We start from the raw sequence: 16,383 nt of genomic DNA on the forward strand, positions 1-16,383 counted from the left end.
GGCCGTGTGGGGTGCCGTTGCCGGCACACAACACCATCGATCAGAACAGCTCGACCGCGCCAGCGGCCATGCTCTGCTGGCTCACCGGCTTGTGCGGCGGGCGTTCCCATTCGCTGCGCATTTCACGCAGGCGGCTGCCGGTACGCTGCAGGGCGGTTGCGACCTCGGCGTCGAACACGCCGCCATTGCGGTGCAGCAGTTCCTGCAGGGCCACGGCCTCGCGGTTGATCGAGGTCAGGCGGTCCAGGTGGGTATGCACGCCGCCCAGCGCCTGGGTGGCGATGTCTTCGAACTGCAGGGCGCGGACGGCCTCGGCAACGCTGCTGTCGATCGCACGGCCGCACTCGGAAATCTCGCGCATGCCATCGCCCAGCGATGCATTGATCTGGGCCACGTTGTCCAGCATCTGCGCCGCTTCGTGGCGCGCTTCGCGGGAGCGGTCCATGTCACGCGAGGCCATGTTGGACACGGTCTCGCGGACCTTGGCAATGGCATCCTTGGAGCTGTGCGCCAGCTTGCGGATCTGCTCGTTGAAGGTGGTCGAACGCTCGGAGAGGTTGCGGACCTCGTCGGCGACCACCGCAAAGCCCCGGCCTGCCTCGCCGGCGCGGGCCGCTTCGATGGCGGCGTTCAGGGCCAGCAGGTTGGTCTGGTCGGCGATCGACTTGACGTCTTCCAGCAGGGCGAAGATGCCATCCAGGTGCTGCGCCATCTGGTCGATGTGCTGCACGGTGGTGCTGCTCTGGCCGCTGACCTGTTCCAGCGCTTCCACCAACTGTTCCATGCGGTGGCTGGCGTGCTGGGCGAAGCGGGCCACGTCGACGCCGGCGCCGCCGTCTTCACCGGCGCGGTCGACGATGCGGGCCAGTGCCTGGCTCTGCTGGCGTGACTTGCGGTTCATGGCGTCGAAGCTGCCACCCAGGCCGGCCACGGCCTGGCGGATCAGGTCGCGGGCACGTTCGATCTCGCCGCGCGAACCGTCGATTTCGTTGCCGACAAACGAGCGCAGGTCGGTCAGCAGCTGGTCCTGTTCCCGCATCATGCGGGCATGCTCAGGCGAGCGCTGGCTCTGGGCGCGGGCAGTCCACCAGGCAAAGCCCAGCCAGCTGAGCGTCATCGTGGTCAGGATCGCCCAGCGCAGGGCGACAGGCCATTCGAAGCCGATGGCGAAGGGAAGCAGCAGGGTCAGGACCAGGGGGGCGGCCAGACGAATGAAAATGCGTGAGTACATGGACGTTCTCGGGGAGGTGCACGGAAGATGTATCGGCCGTACCCCCGTTTGCTTTAGGCACGGCGCACATTTTTTCGTGCGCGCGCCGTGCGCAGCCACGCAGGGCGTGGCTCTACGTCCTCGTAGCGCCACGCCCTGCGTGGCAGACCGGCACCGTCCTAGTAGTGCCACGCCCTGCGTGGCAAACCGGCACCGTCCTAGTAGTGCCACGCCCTGCGTGGCAGACCGGCACCGTCAGCGCAGCTGACGGTCCACAGCCTCGATCATCGCCTTGCGCGAGATCAGGAAGTCCCAGTACTGCCCGCCGGTCTGGCGCCACAGCACCGCCGAGCGGACGGCCGCCAGCAGCAGGGCGCGGATCTCGGCCACCACCCCGGCCTGGCCCAGGTAGTGCGGGTTGCCCTGGACCATCACGCGCGGCTTGAGGTGGCTGATGGTGTCGGCGTACAGGCCGCCGAGCGTGGCCAGCACGTCCGGGTGGGCGCTGTCGCCCAGTTCGACCGACTGGCGCTGGGCGCGGCCGATGCCCTGGCTGACCTGCGCGACCACCGCATGCTCGCGCACGAAGCGGCGCTCCAGCTGCAGCACCGCCAGCGCCAGGCGCGGCAGCATCTCGTCCTGGCCCTGGTTGCGGAAGTAGTTGTGCAGCAGGCGCAGGCCCGGTGCGACGTTGGAAACACTGCCGAACACCGCCTGGGGGCTGTCGGCATCGATCTTGAACACGCTGTCGACCGCGGTCCGGACCACGCTGGCCTCGGAGTGGCCGGTTTCGGCGATGCGGCGCACCTGCTGCAGCGCCTGGGCGATGCCGGCCAGGGCAAGAACGCGGTCGTCGACGGAAAAACTCATGCAGCAGATACCTCAAAGGGGGAAGGGGTGGTGCGCAGGCGCTGCTCCAGCGGCGCGTCGGTGGCGGCGATCACGGCGCCACCCAGGCAGACCTCGTCGTCATACAGCACCAGGGATTGCCCCGGGGTGACGGCACGCTGCGGGCGCGCGAAGCGCACCTCGAGGGTGCCGTCGTCGCGCACGAGCACCGTGCAGGGTTCGTCGGGCTGGCGGTAGCGGGTCTGTGCGGTGCACTCGAACCGGCGCGCGGGCGGGGCGCCGGCAATCCAGTGTGCGACCTCCGAATGCAGGCGGGTGGACTGCAGCCACGGACTCTCGCGGTCCTGGTCCACGTACAGCACGTTGCTGGCCACATCCTTGCCGACCACGTACCACGGCGCCGCAGGACGGCCGCGCACGCCGCCGATGTTCAGGCCCTCGCGCTGGCCCAGGGTGAAATAGAACACGCCCGGATGCTCGGCGATCCGGTTGCCGTCCGGGTCCTGGATCTCGCCGGCCCGGGCGGGCAGGTAGCGGCCCAGGAATTCGCGGAAATCACGCTCGCCGATGAAGCAGATGCCGGTGGAATCCTTCTTGGCATGGGTGGGCAGGCGGGCGTCGCGGGCGATCCGGCGCAGGTCGTTCTTCTGCAGGTCGCCGATCGGGAACAGAGTGGCGGCCAGCTGGGCCTGGCCCAGCTGATGCAGGAAGTAGCTCTGGTCCTTGCTGCGGTCGGCACCGCGCAGCAGCGCCCAGCGGCCACCCACCTGCGCCACGCGCGCGTAATGCCCGGTGGCGATGCGCTCGGCGCCCAGCTCGCGGGCCGCGTCCAGGAAGTGCTTGAACTTCACTTCGCGGTTGCACAGCACATCCGGGTTGGGCGTGCGGCCGGCGGCGTATTCGGCCAGGAAGTGCTCGAACACGCCCTTCCAGTATTCGCCGGAGAAATCGCGGAAATGGAACGGGATGCCGAGCAGGCCACAGACGGCCACCGCGTCGCGGCGGTCGTCCTCGGCGCGGCAGTCGCCGCTGCCGTCATCGGCCCAGTTCTGCATGAAGAGCCCGGCCACCGGCTCGCCCTGCTGCACCAGCCGCCACGCCGCCACCGACGAATCCACGCCGCCGGACACGCCGACCATGATCCGGGGCGTGCTCATGCGGTGTCCTTCACGAGTGACAGCGGGTAGCGCTGGCCGGCCAGGTAGTCGGCCACCACCGCCCACACCAACGGGCTGCGCAGGCGCGCCGCCTCGGCCTGCAGCGCTGCCGGGGCCAGCCACAGTGCGCGCAGGATCCCGGCGTCCAGCGGGCGCGCGGGGTCGTGCGAGAGCGGTTCGGCCGCGTAGGCGAAGCGCAGGAACGGCGTGCCGTCCGGGGCGGTCCACTGGTAGGTGCCGATGAAGGCCGTCAGTGCGACGGTCCAGCCGGTCTCTTCCAGGGTCTCACGCATCGCCGCGGCGGCCAGGCTCTCGCCCGGTTCGAGGTGGCCGGCCGGCTGGTTGAGCACGGCGTGGCCATCGATGGACTCCTCCACCAGCAGCAGTTCGCCGTCCCGCACCACGACGGTGGCCACGGTCACGTGCGGTGCCCAGCGCTGGTCCTGCACGGCATTCACCTCAGTATTCGTCCGTCTCGGTCAGCTCGGCTTCCATCGCGTCGGCGGTGCGCATGGCCGCGTCGATCGCGTCGCTGAGCGCATCGGCGCCCGCAGTGGCGTCGACCTTGACCACGAACATCGCCAGCTGGTCCTGCTTGACCCACGCGCCAAGCTTGGCGTCCTGGGAGTCTTCCAGCAGGCGGTTGGCCACGGCGGCGGGGAACTGCTTGCCCGGGGCGTTGTAGCCCGGCGACCAGATCTCGCGGATCTTGTGCTTGCCGTACTCTTCCACCGTGGACCGCACGAAGACCAGCTGGGTGCGGCCGTCATCGAGGTCGAAGACCATCTTGTAGTCGCCGTCCTCGTCGACCTCATAGGGGTACTTCAGCGTGTCCAGCACGCGGCCGACGGCCTTGTCGGGCGTTGCGGCGTGGGCCCCGAAGACGGTGGCGGTCAGCAGCAGCGCGGTGGCGATCCTTTTCATGAAGTCCCTGTGAAAGTGTGTTCGGATGAGTGGATTGTGACGGGGGCAGGGGGGCAACGTCCAATCTGGTGGATCCGGCGTTTATAATGTCTGGATGCCCCGCGAGCCCTCCCAAGAACCCCATCACGACCACGGCGTAGCGCTGGAACCAGCCCGCCCGGAGGTCGCCCCGCCGCCGTTCTACCAGGTGATGCTGTTGAACGACGACTACACCCCGATGGATTTCGTGGTGACCGTGCTGCAGAGCTTCTTCGCCATGGACCTGGACAAGGCCACCCAGGTGATGCTCCACGTCCATACCCGCGGGCGCGGGGTCTGCGGGGTGTTCACCCGCGAAGTGGCCGAATCCAAGGTCGCCCAGGTCAACGAATTCTCGCGCATGAACCAGCATCCGCTGTTGTGCACGATGGAGAAGACGGGGTAGTCCCGGTTCGAGGCGGCGTCGGTGGGTTCAAACGTCGGATGGAGTGTTCCATCCGAGGTGCACTGTGGTTGAGTGCTTGAGCCGCGCTGCGCGCGGTGTCCGGCCAGCGGCCGGACCGACGGAGTTTTACGGGCCCATGGGGATCTGGATCAATCAACGGATGGCGCCGGACGCACCCCGGTAGCGCCGGCCGTTGGCCGGCCCGCGTGTTGGCGCCGGGTGGCCGTCCCCGGCCGTTGGATCCGGCCATAACGCCATATGAACGCACCGATCCGCTAGGGTGATGGAAATTGCGCAGCTAGGCCGCATATTGTTCTCAACTGCCGCCGGAGTAGAACATGTTCAGTAAAGACCTCGAACACACCATCGGTCAGTGCTACAAGCGCGCCCGTGAGGCCCGGCATGAGTTCATGACGGTGGAACACCTGCTGCTGGCACTGCTCGACAACCCGTCCGCCCAGGCCGTGCTCAAGGCCTGTGGGGCGGACGCCGAACGCCTGCGCCAGGAACTGGAGCAGGCCATCGAGGCCTCGGTGTCCCGCCTGGCCGAAGATGACGGCCGCGACACCCAGCCCACCCTGGGCTTCCAGCGCGTGCTGCAGCGGGCTGTCTACCACGTCCAGTCCTCGGGCAAGAAGGAGGTCACCGGCGCCAATGTGCTGGTGGCGATCTTCGGCGAGAAGGACTCGCATGCGGTCTACTACCTCAACCAGCAGGATGTGACCCGGCTGGATATCGTCAACTACCTCTCCCATGGCATTGCCAAGCTGGGCGAGGACGGCGAGGTGCCACCGTCGGCCGATGCCGAGGGGCGTGCCGAAGGGGGCGAAGGTGAGGGCAAGGGCGATGCCCTGGCCGAATTCGCCAGCAACCTCAACGACGCCGCCCGCAACGGCCGGATCGATCCGCTGGTCGGTCGCCGCGATGAAATCGAGCGCACCATCCAGGTGCTGTGCCGCCGCCGCAAGAACAACCCGCTCTACGTGGGCGAGGCTGGCGTAGGCAAAACCGCCATCGCCGAAGGGCTGGCCAAGCGCATCGTGGAAGGCTCGGTGCCGGACGTGCTGGCCGACGCGGTCATCTACTCGCTCGACCTGGGCGCGCTGGTGGCGGGCACCAAGTACCGCGGCGACTTCGAAAAGCGGCTCAAAGGCGTGCTCAGCGCGCTGAAGAAGATGCCCAATGCGGTGCTGTTCATCGACGAGATCCACACCATCATCGGCGCCGGTTCGGCATCGGGTGGCACCATGGACGCGTCCAACCTGATCAAGCCGGCCCTGGCATCGGGCGAGCTGCGCTGCATCGGCTCGACCACGTTCCAGGAATACCGCGGCATCTTCGAGAAGGATCGTGCCCTGGCGCGTCGCTTCCAGAAGATCGACATCGTCGAGCCCACCGTGGGCGAAACCTACGAGATCCTGCAGGGCCTCAAGCCGAAGTACGAAGAGCACCACGGCGTGACCTATGCCGATGACGCGCTGCAGGCCGCGGTGGATCTGTCGGTCAAGCACATCGGCGACCGCCTGCTGCCCGACAAGGCCATTGACGTGATCGACGAGGCCGGCGCACGCCAGCGGCTGCTGCCGGAAGGCGAGCGCAAGGAACTCATCGACATCGAAGAGATCGAGACCATCGTGGCCAAGATGGCGCGTATCCCCGCCAAGCAGGTCAGCGCCACCGACAAGGACGTGCTCAAGCACCTCGAGCGCAACCTGAAGATGGTGATCTTCGGCCAGGATCCGGCCATCGAGACGCTGTCGTCGGCGATCAAGCTGGCCCGTTCCGGCCTGGCCAATCCGGAGAAGCCGATCGGTAACTTCCTGTTCGCCGGCCCCACCGGCGTGGGCAAGACCGAGGTGACCAAGCAGCTGGCGCTGCAGCTGGGCATCGAGCTGGTCCGCTTCGACATGAGCGAGTACATGGAGCCGCATTCGATCAGTCGCCTGATCGGTGCGCCCCCGGGCTATGTCGGCTTCGACCAGGGCGGCCTGCTCACCGAGAAGATCGTCAAGACTCCGCACTGCGTGCTGCTGCTGGACGAGGTGGAAAAGGCCCACCCGGACATCTTCAACATCCTGCTGCAGGTCATGGACCGTGGCGTGCTCACCGACACCAACGGGCGCGAAGCCAACTTCAAGAACGTGGTACTGGTGATGACTACCAATGCGGGTGCCGCACAGGCGTCGCGGCGTTCGATCGGCTTCACCCGCCAGGACCACGCCACCGACGCGATGGAGATCATCCGCAAGAGCTTCACGCCGGAATTCCGCAACCGCCTCGATGCGGTGGTGCAGTTCCAGCCGCTCGGCTTCGAGCACATCCTGCGCGTGGTGGACAAGTTCCTGATCGAGCTGGAGATGCTGCTGCAGGAAAAGCACGTCAGCCTGTCGGCCACTCCGACAGCGCGCGACTGGCTGGCCCGCCACGGCTTCGACCCGCTGATGGGTGCTCGTCCGATGGCGCGCGTGATCCAGGACAAGGTCAAGCGCCCGCTGGCCGACGAGCTGCTGTTCGGCAAGCTGGTCGACGGTGGCCGTGTGAGCATCGATGTGCGCGACGACGAGCTGTTCGTCGAGGCGCAGGCCGAGCCGGAGCGCCGCCTGCCGGCGACTGTCGAGTAACCGCGGGTTGATGTGAACGAAAAACGCCCCCGATGGGGCGTTTTTTGTTGGCCAGCCCTTATCGGCGGGCGCGGCTCGCGAATGCCTCGGCGGTGATCGGCTCCAGGGTGGTCACGTCACAGCTCTGCGTATCGGTGCGCAGCTTGCTGGCCCGTGCGCCACACAGCTGGCCTTCCTGGCCGGGGGTGACGAAGGTCAGCTTGCGCGAGAAGCTCGCGCTGCTGCACGAGCCTGCGAAATGGACGATGTAATGGTCGGTGCCGTTGCGGAGCAGCATGCTGCGGTCCGCGCCCTTGCGCACCAGGTGCTGGTCGCTGGAAAGGGCAACGCACTCGCTGCCGGGCTGCGCGGCAGCGGGTGCCGTCTGGGCGGATGCGGCGCCGGCAAGACTGCAGGCGGCGAGCAGGCACAGGGGGAGCAGGGTTTTCATGTCGGGGGCCAGGCGATGACGATCCGGAGTGGACCGGGCATCACAATGCGCCTGCGCCGCCAAGGGCGAATCTGCATCAAGGCAGGCTGACCGTCGGCAGGGTGTGGAGGGTCAGGGTGCCGCTTGGCACGGACATGCCTGAATGGCGCCCACGCAAAAAGGCCAGCGCGTGGCCGGCCTTCTGGCGGGAAACCCGTACCGCTTACTTCATGCGGTAGGTGATGCGACCCTTGGTCAGGTCGTAGGGCGTCATTTCGACCTTTACGCGGTCGCCCGTCAGGATGCGGATGTAGTTCTTGCGCATGCGGCCGGAGATGTGGGCGATGATTTCATGCCCATTTTCCAGTCGAACGCGGAAAGTGGTGTTCGGCAGCGTCTCGCTGACGGTGCCTTCGAACTCGATGGAGTCGTCTTTCGACATGTAGTCCTGTGCAGTTCTGTAAACGGCCGAGCTGGCCTTAAGAGCGGGCATTTTACGCGCACTTCCCCGTGGATGCAAAGTTTGTGTTAACCCCGGCCGCTACCCCGCTACCCCGCTACCCCGCTACCCCGCTACCACGTGGGCCGGCACTGCCCCGAATGCCGCTTCCCAGCTTCCTGCCAGCCCCGGCTCCTGCACCTGCCTCCGCACCACCTCCAAAAACCGCTCCCGCGGCCAATGCTCGGCGCCCATGCGCAGCAGGTGATCGTTCTCGACCTGGGCATCGATCAACGGCCAGCCCCAGCCCCGCAGCCGGTACGCCAGGCCCGCCAGCGCCACCTTCGAGCCGCCGCTGACCGCGCTGAACATGCTTTCGCCGAAGAACATCCGGCCGATGGCCACGCCGTAGATGCCGCCCACCAGCGTGTCGCCGTCGTACACCTCCACCGAATGCGCATGTCCCATGGCATGCAGCGCCACGTACGCCTCGACCATGTCGCGGGTGATCCACGTGCCGTCCTGCCCGGGGCGGGGGCTGGCGGCGCAGGCGTCCATCACCTCGCGGAACCGGGTGTCGGCACGCAGGGTCCAGTGGCTGTTCCGCAGGGTGCGGCGGAAGCGCGACGACAGGCGCACGCCCTCCGTGCGGAACACCATGCGCGGGTCCGGCGACCACCACAGCAGCGGCTGGCCCTCGGAGAACCACGGAAACACGCCGCCCGCATACGCGTTGAGCAGCCGCACCGGCGACAGATCGCCGCCCAGGGCGAGCAGTCCGTCCGGGTCGCGCAGGGCGGTTTCCGCCGGTGGAAATGCCGCATCGGGGCGTTCGTCCAGCAGCCATGGCAGGTGCCGGCTCATGCGGCGTCCGGCGCCTTGAACGGGCTGTGCCCGGCCAATACCTGCGCATAGCGTGCCACTTCCTCGCGTTCCTGTTCGCACCAACCGGCCAGCGCACCGGCGAAGTCCGGCTCGGCGATCCAGTGCCGGCTGCGCACCGTGTGCGGCAGGAACCCGCGCGCCAGCTTGTGCTCGCCCTGCGCGCCAGGTTCGAACCGGGCCAGGCCTTCGCGCAGGCAGTAGTCGATGCCCTGGTAATAGCAGGTCTCGAAGTGCAGGCCGGGCAGGGTGGCGCCGCCCCAGTAACGGCCATACAGCGTGTCGCCGCCCCGCAGGCACAGCGCGCCGGCCACCGGCTGGTCGTCCAGTATCGCCAGGAAGATCACCAGCTGGCGGGGCATCGTGGCGGCCAGGTGGCGCAGGAAGGGCAGGGTCAGCGCCGGGGAATTGCCGTATTCGCTGAAGGTCTGCAGGTAGAAACCATGCATGGCCTGCAGGTCGGCCTCGCTGGCCTCGTCGCCGTGCACGATCCGGTAGGTCACGCCGGTGCGCGCCAGCTTCGCGCGTTCCTGGCGGATGTTCTTGCGGCGCTTGTGGTCCATCGCGGCCAGGAAGCCCTCGAAATCCTGCCAGTGGCCGGGGTTGTGCCACTGGAACTGGATGTCCTCGCGCAGCAGCCAGTCGTTGCCGAACGCCGTGTCGTCAGCCGCCACATGGAAGTTGACGTGCGCCGACGACCAGCCCATCCGCGCGACCTCGCTGCGCAGCGCCTGCACCAGCTGCGCGCGGGTGGCGTCGTCGGCGGCCAGCAGGCGCGGCCCGGTCACCGGCGAATACGGCACCGCCCCCAGCCATTTCGGGAAGTACTCCAGCCCGTGGCGGGCATAGGCATGGGCCCAGGCATGGTCGAACACGAACTCGCCGTGCGAGTTGTCCTTGAGGTAGCCGGGCACGGCCGCCACCAGCCTGCTGCCCTCCCACAGCGTGAAGTGGCGTGGCCGCCACCCCCATTCCGCGCGCAGGCAGCCGTGCTCCTCGAGCCCGGCAAGAAAGGCATGGCTGACGAACGGATTGCGGCCGTCGTGCAGGGCGTCCCAGTCGGCGGCGGGGAGGTCGGAAAGGCGATGGAGAAAGCGTGGATCGGGCATGGCTAGAGGATAGGGCAGGCCGATGCCGAAGGGGAGATTTCAGGCGGGGTAGATGGTGTTCGGGAAAGCGATCGGAAGGTCGTTCTGTGACGCCCAGGAAGCGTGCGTTGGCGCGCGCAAGCCGACGCGCGAAGCGCGCAGATTGCGTGAACGCATCCGGGGATGCGCCAACCCCTTCAAGGAGAAGAACGATGGTAAGAAACACCCTACAGATGATCGCGGCAGGTTGCGGAGTGCTGTGTGTGGCTGGTGGTGCATTAGCGTCGCCGGCGGAAGTGACGGTCGCCAATGCAGAGCGGCGGCTTGAGGCAGGGGCTGACATTTCGATGACGAGGTGGCATGTCGATGCCGAGCTGATTCTTGTGCTGGAGAAAGAGGCGTCCAGAAAGGTGACTGCCTATCTCCAGAGCCGAGGCAGGCTTCGCGTGGTTGATGTCAGTGTTTCCATCAACATGGACGACAGGATGATCCTCGCTGATTTCGGGCCGGGATTCCTGCCAGGTCCTGACGAGGCGGAAGTGTTCCTCCATGAGCTTGCGGTGACGCTTCGGCACTATGCGGAGCAGGCAGGGCTGCCCATCGTCGGTGTGGATTTCCGCTATCAGGGAAAGCCACTCAAGTCTTACTACCCTGCGGAACTTGCCGTGCTGCCCCGTGCGCGAATCGACGCGCGGAATCAGACTGCGCTTGTGTCCGCCAGTCATGGCTTGGTACGAGTGCATCCTGCTTTGAACTGGGATTACCAGCGGCCGGACGCGTTTGGCTTTCGCGAGGATATGATTACGCCACCATATGGTGATGCGCTGCAACGCCTGCTTGAGGAGCGTAGCGGTTCGGGCGTCAATCGAGCAAGAAATCGTTCGCAGGATCCCCACCCTGAGTCGAATCGGCCGTGGGACTACATGTCGTCTCGATATCACTTGAAGACATTGCTGCCTGATCGCACCGATATCTGGAACTCGCTCCCAAACGACACTGATGCCGATCGTGAGGTGAAGGAGGATATCCGTGCCAGGCCGTTGTATGCCAATCATCTCGGTGTTGGCACCATGATAAGTCTGCATACCAACGGTCACGAGCTTGGTGCGATTCGTGGTGTCGAGGTTTACTACCACGGAGACAAACCTGACGACCGTCCTCTGGCAGAGAGTGTCCTTTGCGGAATGCGTGAGTTGATTCGTGCGCAACCTGGCTACGAGAATTTCCCTGCGAGACAGGAGGCCAGCCCGGGTCGCCACGGTGAGAACCGCATCGGAACCATGCCGTCCGTCCTGGTGGAAATTGCCTACCACTCCAATGCAGAGGACTCGGTTGCCTTGCAGGATCCGGTATTCCGGGAGGCATCCATGAAGGGGGTGGAGAAGGGCGTCCGCCTGTTCCGCGAAGGAAAGACCTGCGAACCGTTCGTGCTGCAGCAGATTCCGGACATCGCGCTGGCCGCGGGCACCTCGCAGGAAATCACGCTGCCGTTTGCCGGCCATCCGCAGTTTCCAATCACCATGGAATTCACGACCGCCAACTGCAGCTCGCCGGGTGCATGCAGGCCAAGCAGGACGACCTTCGACGATCCGAACACGCCGATCACCGTCTTGATGCGTTGCCGGGGCTCGCTCACCGGCGATGCCAGGTGGAGCGTGGTGTTGCGTGATGTGGATGGGGTCGCCACCGCGCCGGTCGAGTTTCAGCACACCTGTTCCAAGCCGGGCGGGTCGCCTACGGCTTAACCCGTGCAAGGGGGGAAAGAAAAAGGCCGACGCTGCTGCGTCGGCCATCATCCGTGTCCGGGTGCGGCACTCAGGCCGCGCTGGCGTGTAGTTGCACGCCAAGGGCCCGGGTTACCTTGAGGATCGTCGCGAAGTCTGGACTCCGCTCGCCGGAAAGGGCGCGGTAGAGGCTCTCGCGCGACACGCCTGCGTCGCGGGCGACCTTGCTCATGCCTTGCGCGCGGGCAATGTCACCCAGCGCCTTGGCGATGAATGCCGAGTCACCATCACTTTCCATGATGCAGGCGTCCAGGTACGCAGCCATTTCTTCCGGGGTGCGCAGATGCTCCGCGACGTCGAATGCCTCCAGCGGAGTCTTCTTCTTGGTGGTCATGATGGTGTGCTCCGGTTGCATTGTTGCGTGTCGGCTGGATTCTTCTTCATGACATCAGAGATTGCGGGCCAATTCCTTCGCGCTCTCAATGTCGCGTTGCTGTGAGCTCTTGTCGCCCCCGACCAGCAGGATGATGAGCTGATTGCCTCGTTGGGTGTAATACACCCGATAACCGGGCCCTGCATCGATGCGAAGTTCGGATATTCCACCGGTCAGATTTCGATGGTCACCGGGATTGCCATCCGCCAGCCGCCGAATACGGGCAAGAATTCTCGCGCGCCCTGCAACATCTTTGAGGGCGTCGATCCACGCGATGAACTCGTGGGTGCGCTTCATCTCCATGGTCAGGACTGTAGCCTTTGGGCTACAGTTGGTCAAGTGGGCGTCCTGTTCCCGGAAAGGCGGGTCGCCCGAGATTTAACCCTGCGGGGGGCAAGAAAAAGGCCGACGCTGCTGCGTCGGCCTTCGGTTCACGTTGCGGGGCGACGGGGTCGCTCAGCCCAGCTCGCCCTTCGCATCCAGGTAGCGCTCGGCGTCCAGCGCGGCCATGCAGCCGAAGCCGGCCGAGGTGATCGCCTGGCGGTAGTGCTGGTCGGCCACGTCGCCGGCGGCGAACACGCCTTCCACCGAGGTCTGGGTGGCGTTGCCGCCCAGGCCGGAGCGGATGTCCAGGTAGCCGTTGTTCATGGTCAGCTGACCCTCGAACAGGCTGGTGTTGGGGTGGTGGCCGATGGCCACGAAGAACCCGTGGGCGTCGATGTCGCGGGTGCTGCCGTCCAGGGTGGACTTCACGCGCACGCCGGTCACGCCGGCGTCGTTGCCCAGCACTTCCTCCACCTGGTGGTGCCACACGGTCTCGATCTTGCCCGAGGCGACCTTGGCGAACAGCTTGTCCTGCATGATCTTTTCCGCCTTCAGGGTGTCGCGGCGGTGGACCAGGTAGACCTTGCGAGCGATGTTGGACAGGTACAGCGCCTCTTCCACGGCGGTGTTGCCGCCGCCGACCACGACCACGTCCTGATCGCGGTAGAAGAAACCGTCGCAGGTCGCGCAGGCCGACACGCCGCGGCCCTTGAAGGCCTCTTCGGTGGGAATGCCCAGGTACTTGGCGGTGGCGCCGGTGGCGATGATCAGCGCGTCACAGGTGTATTCGGCGCTGTCGCCGATCAGCCTGAACGGGCGCTGGGACACGTCGGCAGTGTGGATGTGATCGAAGATCACCTCGGTCTCGAAGCGCTCTGCATGGGCCTGCATGCGCGCCATCAGGTCCGGGCCCATCAGGCCGTGGGCGTCGCCCGGCCAGTTGTCGACCTCGGTGGTGGTCATCAGCTGGCCGCCCTGCTGCAGGCCGGTGATCACTACTGGGTTCAGGTTGGCGCGCGCGGCGTAGACCGCGGCCGTCCAGCCGGCCGGGCCGGAACCGAGGATGACGAGCTTCTGGTGGCGGGAAGGCTTGGAATTGCTCATGTAGACTCGCAAAGAGATGATGGGGCGGGGCGCTGGCGGAGGATTGCCGTGCGTCCAAGACAGGTCATAGAGTGGCGGCAGGGGCGGGCTGATTCAAGGCGAGCGATGGAACGACGCAGCCCGGCAGGGAGGTCGATCAACAGCGCGCCGGGGATTTGACGGTCGCCGGCGCCTCCAAGTGTGCCGACCAGCGGTTGGCACCTACCTTGGGGGACGTCAGTCGTTTATTATCAAGCACTAACAGTGCATTCCCAAGGTCTGGTCTAAGGTGGCGAAGCAGGTCCCGGAACGAACCAAGTCTCCCGACAGCAAGGCGTCGTCGCGCCGTGCGGCGGCTGCGCCGGCGCCGGTCGACAACCCGCGCAAGCAGCGCCTGTGGCGCGATCTTGGCCTGATCGCCATCGCGCCGGCGCTGCTGTATCTGGTGGCCAGTCTGTTCACCTATTCGGCAGCCGATCCCGGCTGGTCGCATACCGGCAGCGTGGTGGCGCCCATCCACAACATGGGCGGCCGGGTTGGCGCGTGGATCGCCGACGTGCTGCTGCAGCTGTTTGGCTACATCGCCTTCGTGCTGCCCATCGTGCTCGGCGCGCTGGCCTGGTTTGCCATGTTCGGGCTCAAGCGCGAGAGCAAGGGCGAGCACGACCTGGATCCGGCGCTGCGCCTGGTCGGGCTGGTAGGCTTCCTGATCGCCGGTACCGGCTTCCTGCATCTGCGCCTGTTCAGTGGCGATGTCGCGCATGCGGGCGGCATCCTGGGTCGGCTGGTCGGCAACTCGCTCAGCGCCGGCTTTGGTGCGCTGGGGGCCAACATGTTCGTGCTGGTGCTGCTGCTGGCGTCGATCACCCTGGCCACCGGCATTTCGTGGTTCGTGGTGATGGAGAAGATCGGCCGGGCGGTGCTGGCGTTGCCGCCGCTGCTCAGCAAGAAGAAGGAACAGGCCAGCGAATGGCAGCAGACCCGCGCCCTGCGCGAAGAACGCCAGGAAGTGCGCAAGGTCGACGCCGAGGTCCGCGCCAAGCGTGAGCCGGTCAAGATCGAGCCGCGCCCCGAGCCGGTGCTGGAGAAGAGCGACCGCGCCAAGCGCGAAACCCAGATTCCCATGTTCCGCGGGGTCAACGGCGATGGCTCGGACCTGCCCCCGTTGGCACTGCTGGACGACCCCAAGCCGCAGCCGAAGGGCTACGACGAAGAGACGCTGGAAACGCTGTCGCGCCAGATCGAGTTCAAGCTCAAGGACTTCCGTATCGAAGCCCAGGTGGTCGGCGCCTATCCGGGCCCGGTGATCACCCGGTTCGAGATCGAACCGGCCCCGGGCATCAAGGTCAGCCAGATCAGTTCGCTGGACAAGGACATTGCGCGCGGCCTGTCGGTCAAGTCGGTGCGCGTGGTGGATGTGATTCCGGGCAAATCGGTGGTGGGCCTGGAAATCCCCAACGTCACCCGCGAGATGATCTACCTCTCCGAGCTGCTGCGCTCGAAGGAATACGACAAATCGACCAGCCCGCTGACCCTGGCGCTGGGCAAGGACATCGCCGGCCGGCCGACCGTGGCCGACCTGGCGCGCATGCCGCACCTGCTGGTGGCCGGTACCACCGGCTCGGGCAAGTCCGTGGCGGTCAATGCCATGGTGCTGAGCCTGCTGTACAAGGCCTCGCCGAAAGACCTGCGAATGCTGATGATCGACCCGAAGATGCTCGAACTGAGCGTCTACCAGGGCATTCCGCACCTGTTGGCGCCGGTGGTCACCGACATGAAGGAGGCCGCCAACGGCCTGCGCTGGTGCGTGGCCGAAATGGAGCGGCGCTACAAGCTGATGAGCGCGGTGGGCGTGCGCAACCTGGCCGGCTTCAACAAGAAGGTCAAGGACGCCGAGGACGCCGGCCAGCCGATGATGGACCCGCTGTTCAAGCCGAATCCCGAATTGGGCGAGGCGCCGCGGCCGCTGGAGACGCTGCCGTTCATCGTCATCTTCATCGACGAATTCGCCGACATGATGATGATCGTCGGCAAGAAGGTGGAAGAGCTGATCGCACGCCTGGCGCAGAAGGCGCGTGCGGCCGGCATCCATCTGATCCTGGCGACCCAGCGCCCGTCGGTGGACGTCATCACCGGCCTGATCAAGGCCAACATTCCGACCCGCATCGGCTTCCAGGTCAGCTCCAAGATCGACTCCCGCACCATCCTCGACCAGTCCGGCGCCGAGACGCTGCTCGGTCACGGCGACATGCTGTACCTGCCGCCGGGCACCGCGCTGCCGGACCGTGTCCACGGTGCCTTCGTGTCGGATGAGGAAGTGCATCGCGTGGTCGAGCATCTCAAGGCCAGCGGCCCGGCCGATTACATCAGTGGCGTGCTGGACGAAGTGCAGATGATGGGCGATGGCGTCGTGGTCGGCGCGGGCGGCCTGCCGGAAGCCAGTGGCGGGGCAGGGGACGAGTCCGATCCGCTGTACGACGAGGCCCTGCGCATCGTCACCGAGACCCGCCGCGCCTCGATCTCCGGCGTGCAGCGCCGCCTCAAGATCGGCTACAACCGCGCCGCCCGCCTGATCGAAGCCATGGAAGCCGCCGGTGTCGTGAGCCCGCCCGAACACAATGGCGACCGCAGCGTCCTCGCCCCGCCCCCGCCAAAATAAACGCGCCCCGTAGAGCCACGCCCTGCGTGGCTGCAAAATCCGTAGAGCCACGCCCTGCGTGGCTGCAAGATCCGTTGAGCCACGCCCTGCGTGGCTGCAAGATCCGTTGAGCCACGCCCTGCGTGGCTGCGCACCGCAAGGAACCGCAGATGAACCG

16 protein-coding genes are annotated in these 16,383 nt (G+C 66.3%); 4 read left to right on the plus strand and 12 right to left on the minus strand.

Annotated features, from left to right (window positions below):
• Positions 1-40 precede the first annotated feature (40 nt).
• From AC3ITN_RS09525 to AC3ITN_RS09545, 5 genes are all read right to left on the minus strand, one after another.
• Positions 41-1,231, minus strand: coding sequence for a methyl-accepting chemotaxis protein (locus tag AC3ITN_RS09525; protein ID WP_313341822.1), 1,191 nt, complete (start codon positions 1,229-1,231; stop codon positions 41-43).
• A 234-nt stretch (positions 1,232-1,465) separates the two neighbouring features.
• A complete protein-coding gene (gene hflD, locus AC3ITN_RS09530) occupies positions 1,466-2,080 on the minus strand; it encodes a high frequency lysogenization protein HflD (RefSeq protein WP_489392769.1) in 615 nt (204 codons plus the stop codon).
• Positions 2,077-3,216 (minus strand): tRNA 2-thiouridine(34) synthase MnmA, encoded by a 1,140-nt coding sequence (mnmA, locus tag AC3ITN_RS09535; RefSeq protein ID WP_489392770.1) that lies wholly within the window; start codon positions 3,214-3,216, stop codon positions 2,077-2,079. Before mnmA ends, hflD begins: the two co-directional genes overlap by 4 nt.
• Positions 3,213-3,674: an NUDIX hydrolase gene (locus tag AC3ITN_RS09540; RefSeq protein WP_489392771.1), complete on the minus strand. Its 462-nt coding sequence runs from the start codon at positions 3,672-3,674 to the stop codon at positions 3,213-3,215. Before AC3ITN_RS09540 ends, mnmA begins: the two co-directional genes overlap by 4 nt.
• A gap of 1 nt (position 3,675) precedes the next feature.
• Entirely contained in the window at positions 3,676-4,140 is a 465-nt protein-coding gene (locus tag AC3ITN_RS09545) for a hypothetical protein (RefSeq protein WP_489392772.1), read from the minus strand.
• Positions 4,141-4,234: 94 nt separating this feature from the next.
• Here AC3ITN_RS09545 and clpS point away from each other — a divergent pair, with 94 nt between their 5' ends.
• Entirely contained in the window at positions 4,235-4,564 is a 330-nt protein-coding gene (gene clpS / locus AC3ITN_RS09550) for an ATP-dependent Clp protease adapter ClpS (protein ID WP_313341811.1), read from the plus strand.
• Between the two features lie 338 nt (positions 4,565-4,902).
• Positions 4,903-7,185, plus strand: a complete 2,283-nt coding sequence (gene clpA, locus AC3ITN_RS09555) for an ATP-dependent Clp protease ATP-binding subunit ClpA (protein WP_313341808.1) — start codon at positions 4,903-4,905, stop codon at positions 7,183-7,185.
• Between the two features lie 58 nt (positions 7,186-7,243).
• Here the strand turns inward: clpA and AC3ITN_RS09560 are convergent, their stop codons facing one another.
• From AC3ITN_RS09560 to AC3ITN_RS09575, 4 genes are all read right to left on the minus strand, one after another.
• On the minus strand, positions 7,244-7,615 hold the full coding sequence (locus AC3ITN_RS09560; protein ID WP_489392773.1) for a hypothetical protein: 372 nt from the start codon (positions 7,613-7,615) through the stop codon (positions 7,244-7,246).
• A gap of 202 nt (positions 7,616-7,817) precedes the next feature.
• On the minus strand, positions 7,818-8,036 hold the full coding sequence (gene infA / locus AC3ITN_RS09565) for a translation initiation factor IF-1 (protein WP_005409596.1): 219 nt from the start codon (positions 8,034-8,036) through the stop codon (positions 7,818-7,820).
• 123 nt (positions 8,037-8,159) lie between these two features.
• Positions 8,160-8,897 (minus strand): leucyl/phenylalanyl-tRNA--protein transferase, encoded by a 738-nt coding sequence (gene aat, locus AC3ITN_RS09570; protein ID WP_489392774.1) that lies wholly within the window; start codon positions 8,895-8,897, stop codon positions 8,160-8,162.
• Positions 8,894-10,024, minus strand: a complete 1,131-nt coding sequence (locus tag AC3ITN_RS09575; RefSeq protein WP_489392775.1) for a GNAT family N-acetyltransferase — start codon at positions 10,022-10,024, stop codon at positions 8,894-8,896. Before AC3ITN_RS09575 ends, aat begins: the two co-directional genes overlap by 4 nt.
• 191 nt (positions 10,025-10,215) lie before the next feature.
• On the opposite strand from AC3ITN_RS09575, the gene AC3ITN_RS09580 reads away from it, so the two are divergent.
• Complete coding sequence (locus tag AC3ITN_RS09580) at positions 10,216-11,748, plus strand: N-acetylmuramoyl-L-alanine amidase (protein ID WP_489392776.1); 1,533 nt, start codon at positions 10,216-10,218, stop codon at positions 11,746-11,748.
• 70 nt (positions 11,749-11,818) lie between these two features.
• On the opposite strand, the gene AC3ITN_RS09585 is transcribed toward AC3ITN_RS09580, so the two are convergent.
• The 3 genes from AC3ITN_RS09585 to trxB all read right to left on the minus strand — a co-directional run bounded on the left by AC3ITN_RS09585 (position 11,819) and on the right by trxB (position 13,588).
• Positions 11,819-12,121, minus strand: a complete 303-nt coding sequence (locus tag AC3ITN_RS09585; RefSeq protein ID WP_313341794.1) for an addiction module antidote protein — start codon at positions 12,119-12,121, stop codon at positions 11,819-11,821.
• A 54-nt stretch (positions 12,122-12,175) separates the two neighbouring features.
• Entirely contained in the window at positions 12,176-12,463 is a 288-nt protein-coding gene (locus AC3ITN_RS09590) for a type II toxin-antitoxin system RelE/ParE family toxin (protein WP_313341792.1), read from the minus strand.
• Between the two features lie 153 nt (positions 12,464-12,616).
• The gene (trxB, locus tag AC3ITN_RS09595) at positions 12,617-13,588 is read right to left on the minus strand and encodes a thioredoxin-disulfide reductase (RefSeq protein ID WP_489392777.1); all 972 of its coding nucleotides are present in this window, start codon (positions 13,586-13,588) and stop codon (positions 12,617-12,619) included.
• Between the two features lie 268 nt (positions 13,589-13,856).
• On the opposite strand from trxB, the gene AC3ITN_RS09600 reads away from it, so the two are divergent.
• A complete protein-coding gene (locus tag AC3ITN_RS09600; protein ID WP_489392778.1) occupies positions 13,857-16,226 on the plus strand; it encodes a DNA translocase FtsK in 2,370 nt (789 codons plus the stop codon).
• Positions 16,227-16,383: the final 157 nt, after the last annotated feature.

The sequence above is a fragment of the Stenotrophomonas sp. KH_036_B genome (assembly GCF_057839485.1).

Excerpts from the sequence above, each read along its gene's own strand:
- mnmA (WP_489392770.1), bottom strand. The coding sequence starts at position 3,216 with ATGAGCACGCCCCGGATCATGGTCGGCGTGTCCGGCGGCGTGGATTCG.
- AC3ITN_RS09580 (WP_489392776.1), top strand. The coding sequence starts at position 10,216 with ATGGTAAGAAACACCCTACAGATGATCGCGGCAGGTTGCGGAGTGCTG.
- hflD (WP_489392769.1), bottom strand. The coding sequence starts at position 2,080 with ATGAGTTTTTCCGTCGACGACCGCGTTCTTGCCCTGGCCGGCATCGCC.
- aat (WP_489392774.1), bottom strand. The coding sequence starts at position 8,897 with ATGAGCCGGCACCTGCCATGGCTGCTGGACGAACGCCCCGATGCGGCA.
- infA (WP_005409596.1), bottom strand. The coding sequence starts at position 8,036 with ATGTCGAAAGACGACTCCATCGAGTTCGAAGGCACCGTCAGCGAGACG.
- trxB (WP_489392777.1), bottom strand. The coding sequence starts at position 13,588 with ATGAGCAATTCCAAGCCTTCCCGCCACCAGAAGCTCGTCATCCTCGGT.
- AC3ITN_RS09525 (WP_313341822.1), bottom strand. The coding sequence starts at position 1,231 with ATGTACTCACGCATTTTCATTCGTCTGGCCGCCCCCCTGGTCCTGACC.
- AC3ITN_RS09585 (WP_313341794.1), bottom strand. The coding sequence starts at position 12,121 with ATGACCACCAAGAAGAAGACTCCGCTGGAGGCATTCGACGTCGCGGAG.
- clpA (WP_313341808.1), top strand. The coding sequence starts at position 4,903 with ATGTTCAGTAAAGACCTCGAACACACCATCGGTCAGTGCTACAAGCGC.
- AC3ITN_RS09575 (WP_489392775.1), bottom strand. The coding sequence starts at position 10,024 with ATGCCCGATCCACGCTTTCTCCATCGCCTTTCCGACCTCCCCGCCGCC.
- AC3ITN_RS09590 (WP_313341792.1), bottom strand. The coding sequence starts at position 12,463 with ATGGAGATGAAGCGCACCCACGAGTTCATCGCGTGGATCGACGCCCTC.
- AC3ITN_RS09545 (WP_489392772.1), bottom strand. The coding sequence starts at position 4,140 with ATGAAAAGGATCGCCACCGCGCTGCTGCTGACCGCCACCGTCTTCGGG.
- clpS (WP_313341811.1), top strand. The coding sequence starts at position 4,235 with ATGCCCCGCGAGCCCTCCCAAGAACCCCATCACGACCACGGCGTAGCG.
- AC3ITN_RS09560 (WP_489392773.1), bottom strand. The coding sequence starts at position 7,615 with ATGAAAACCCTGCTCCCCCTGTGCCTGCTCGCCGCCTGCAGTCTTGCC.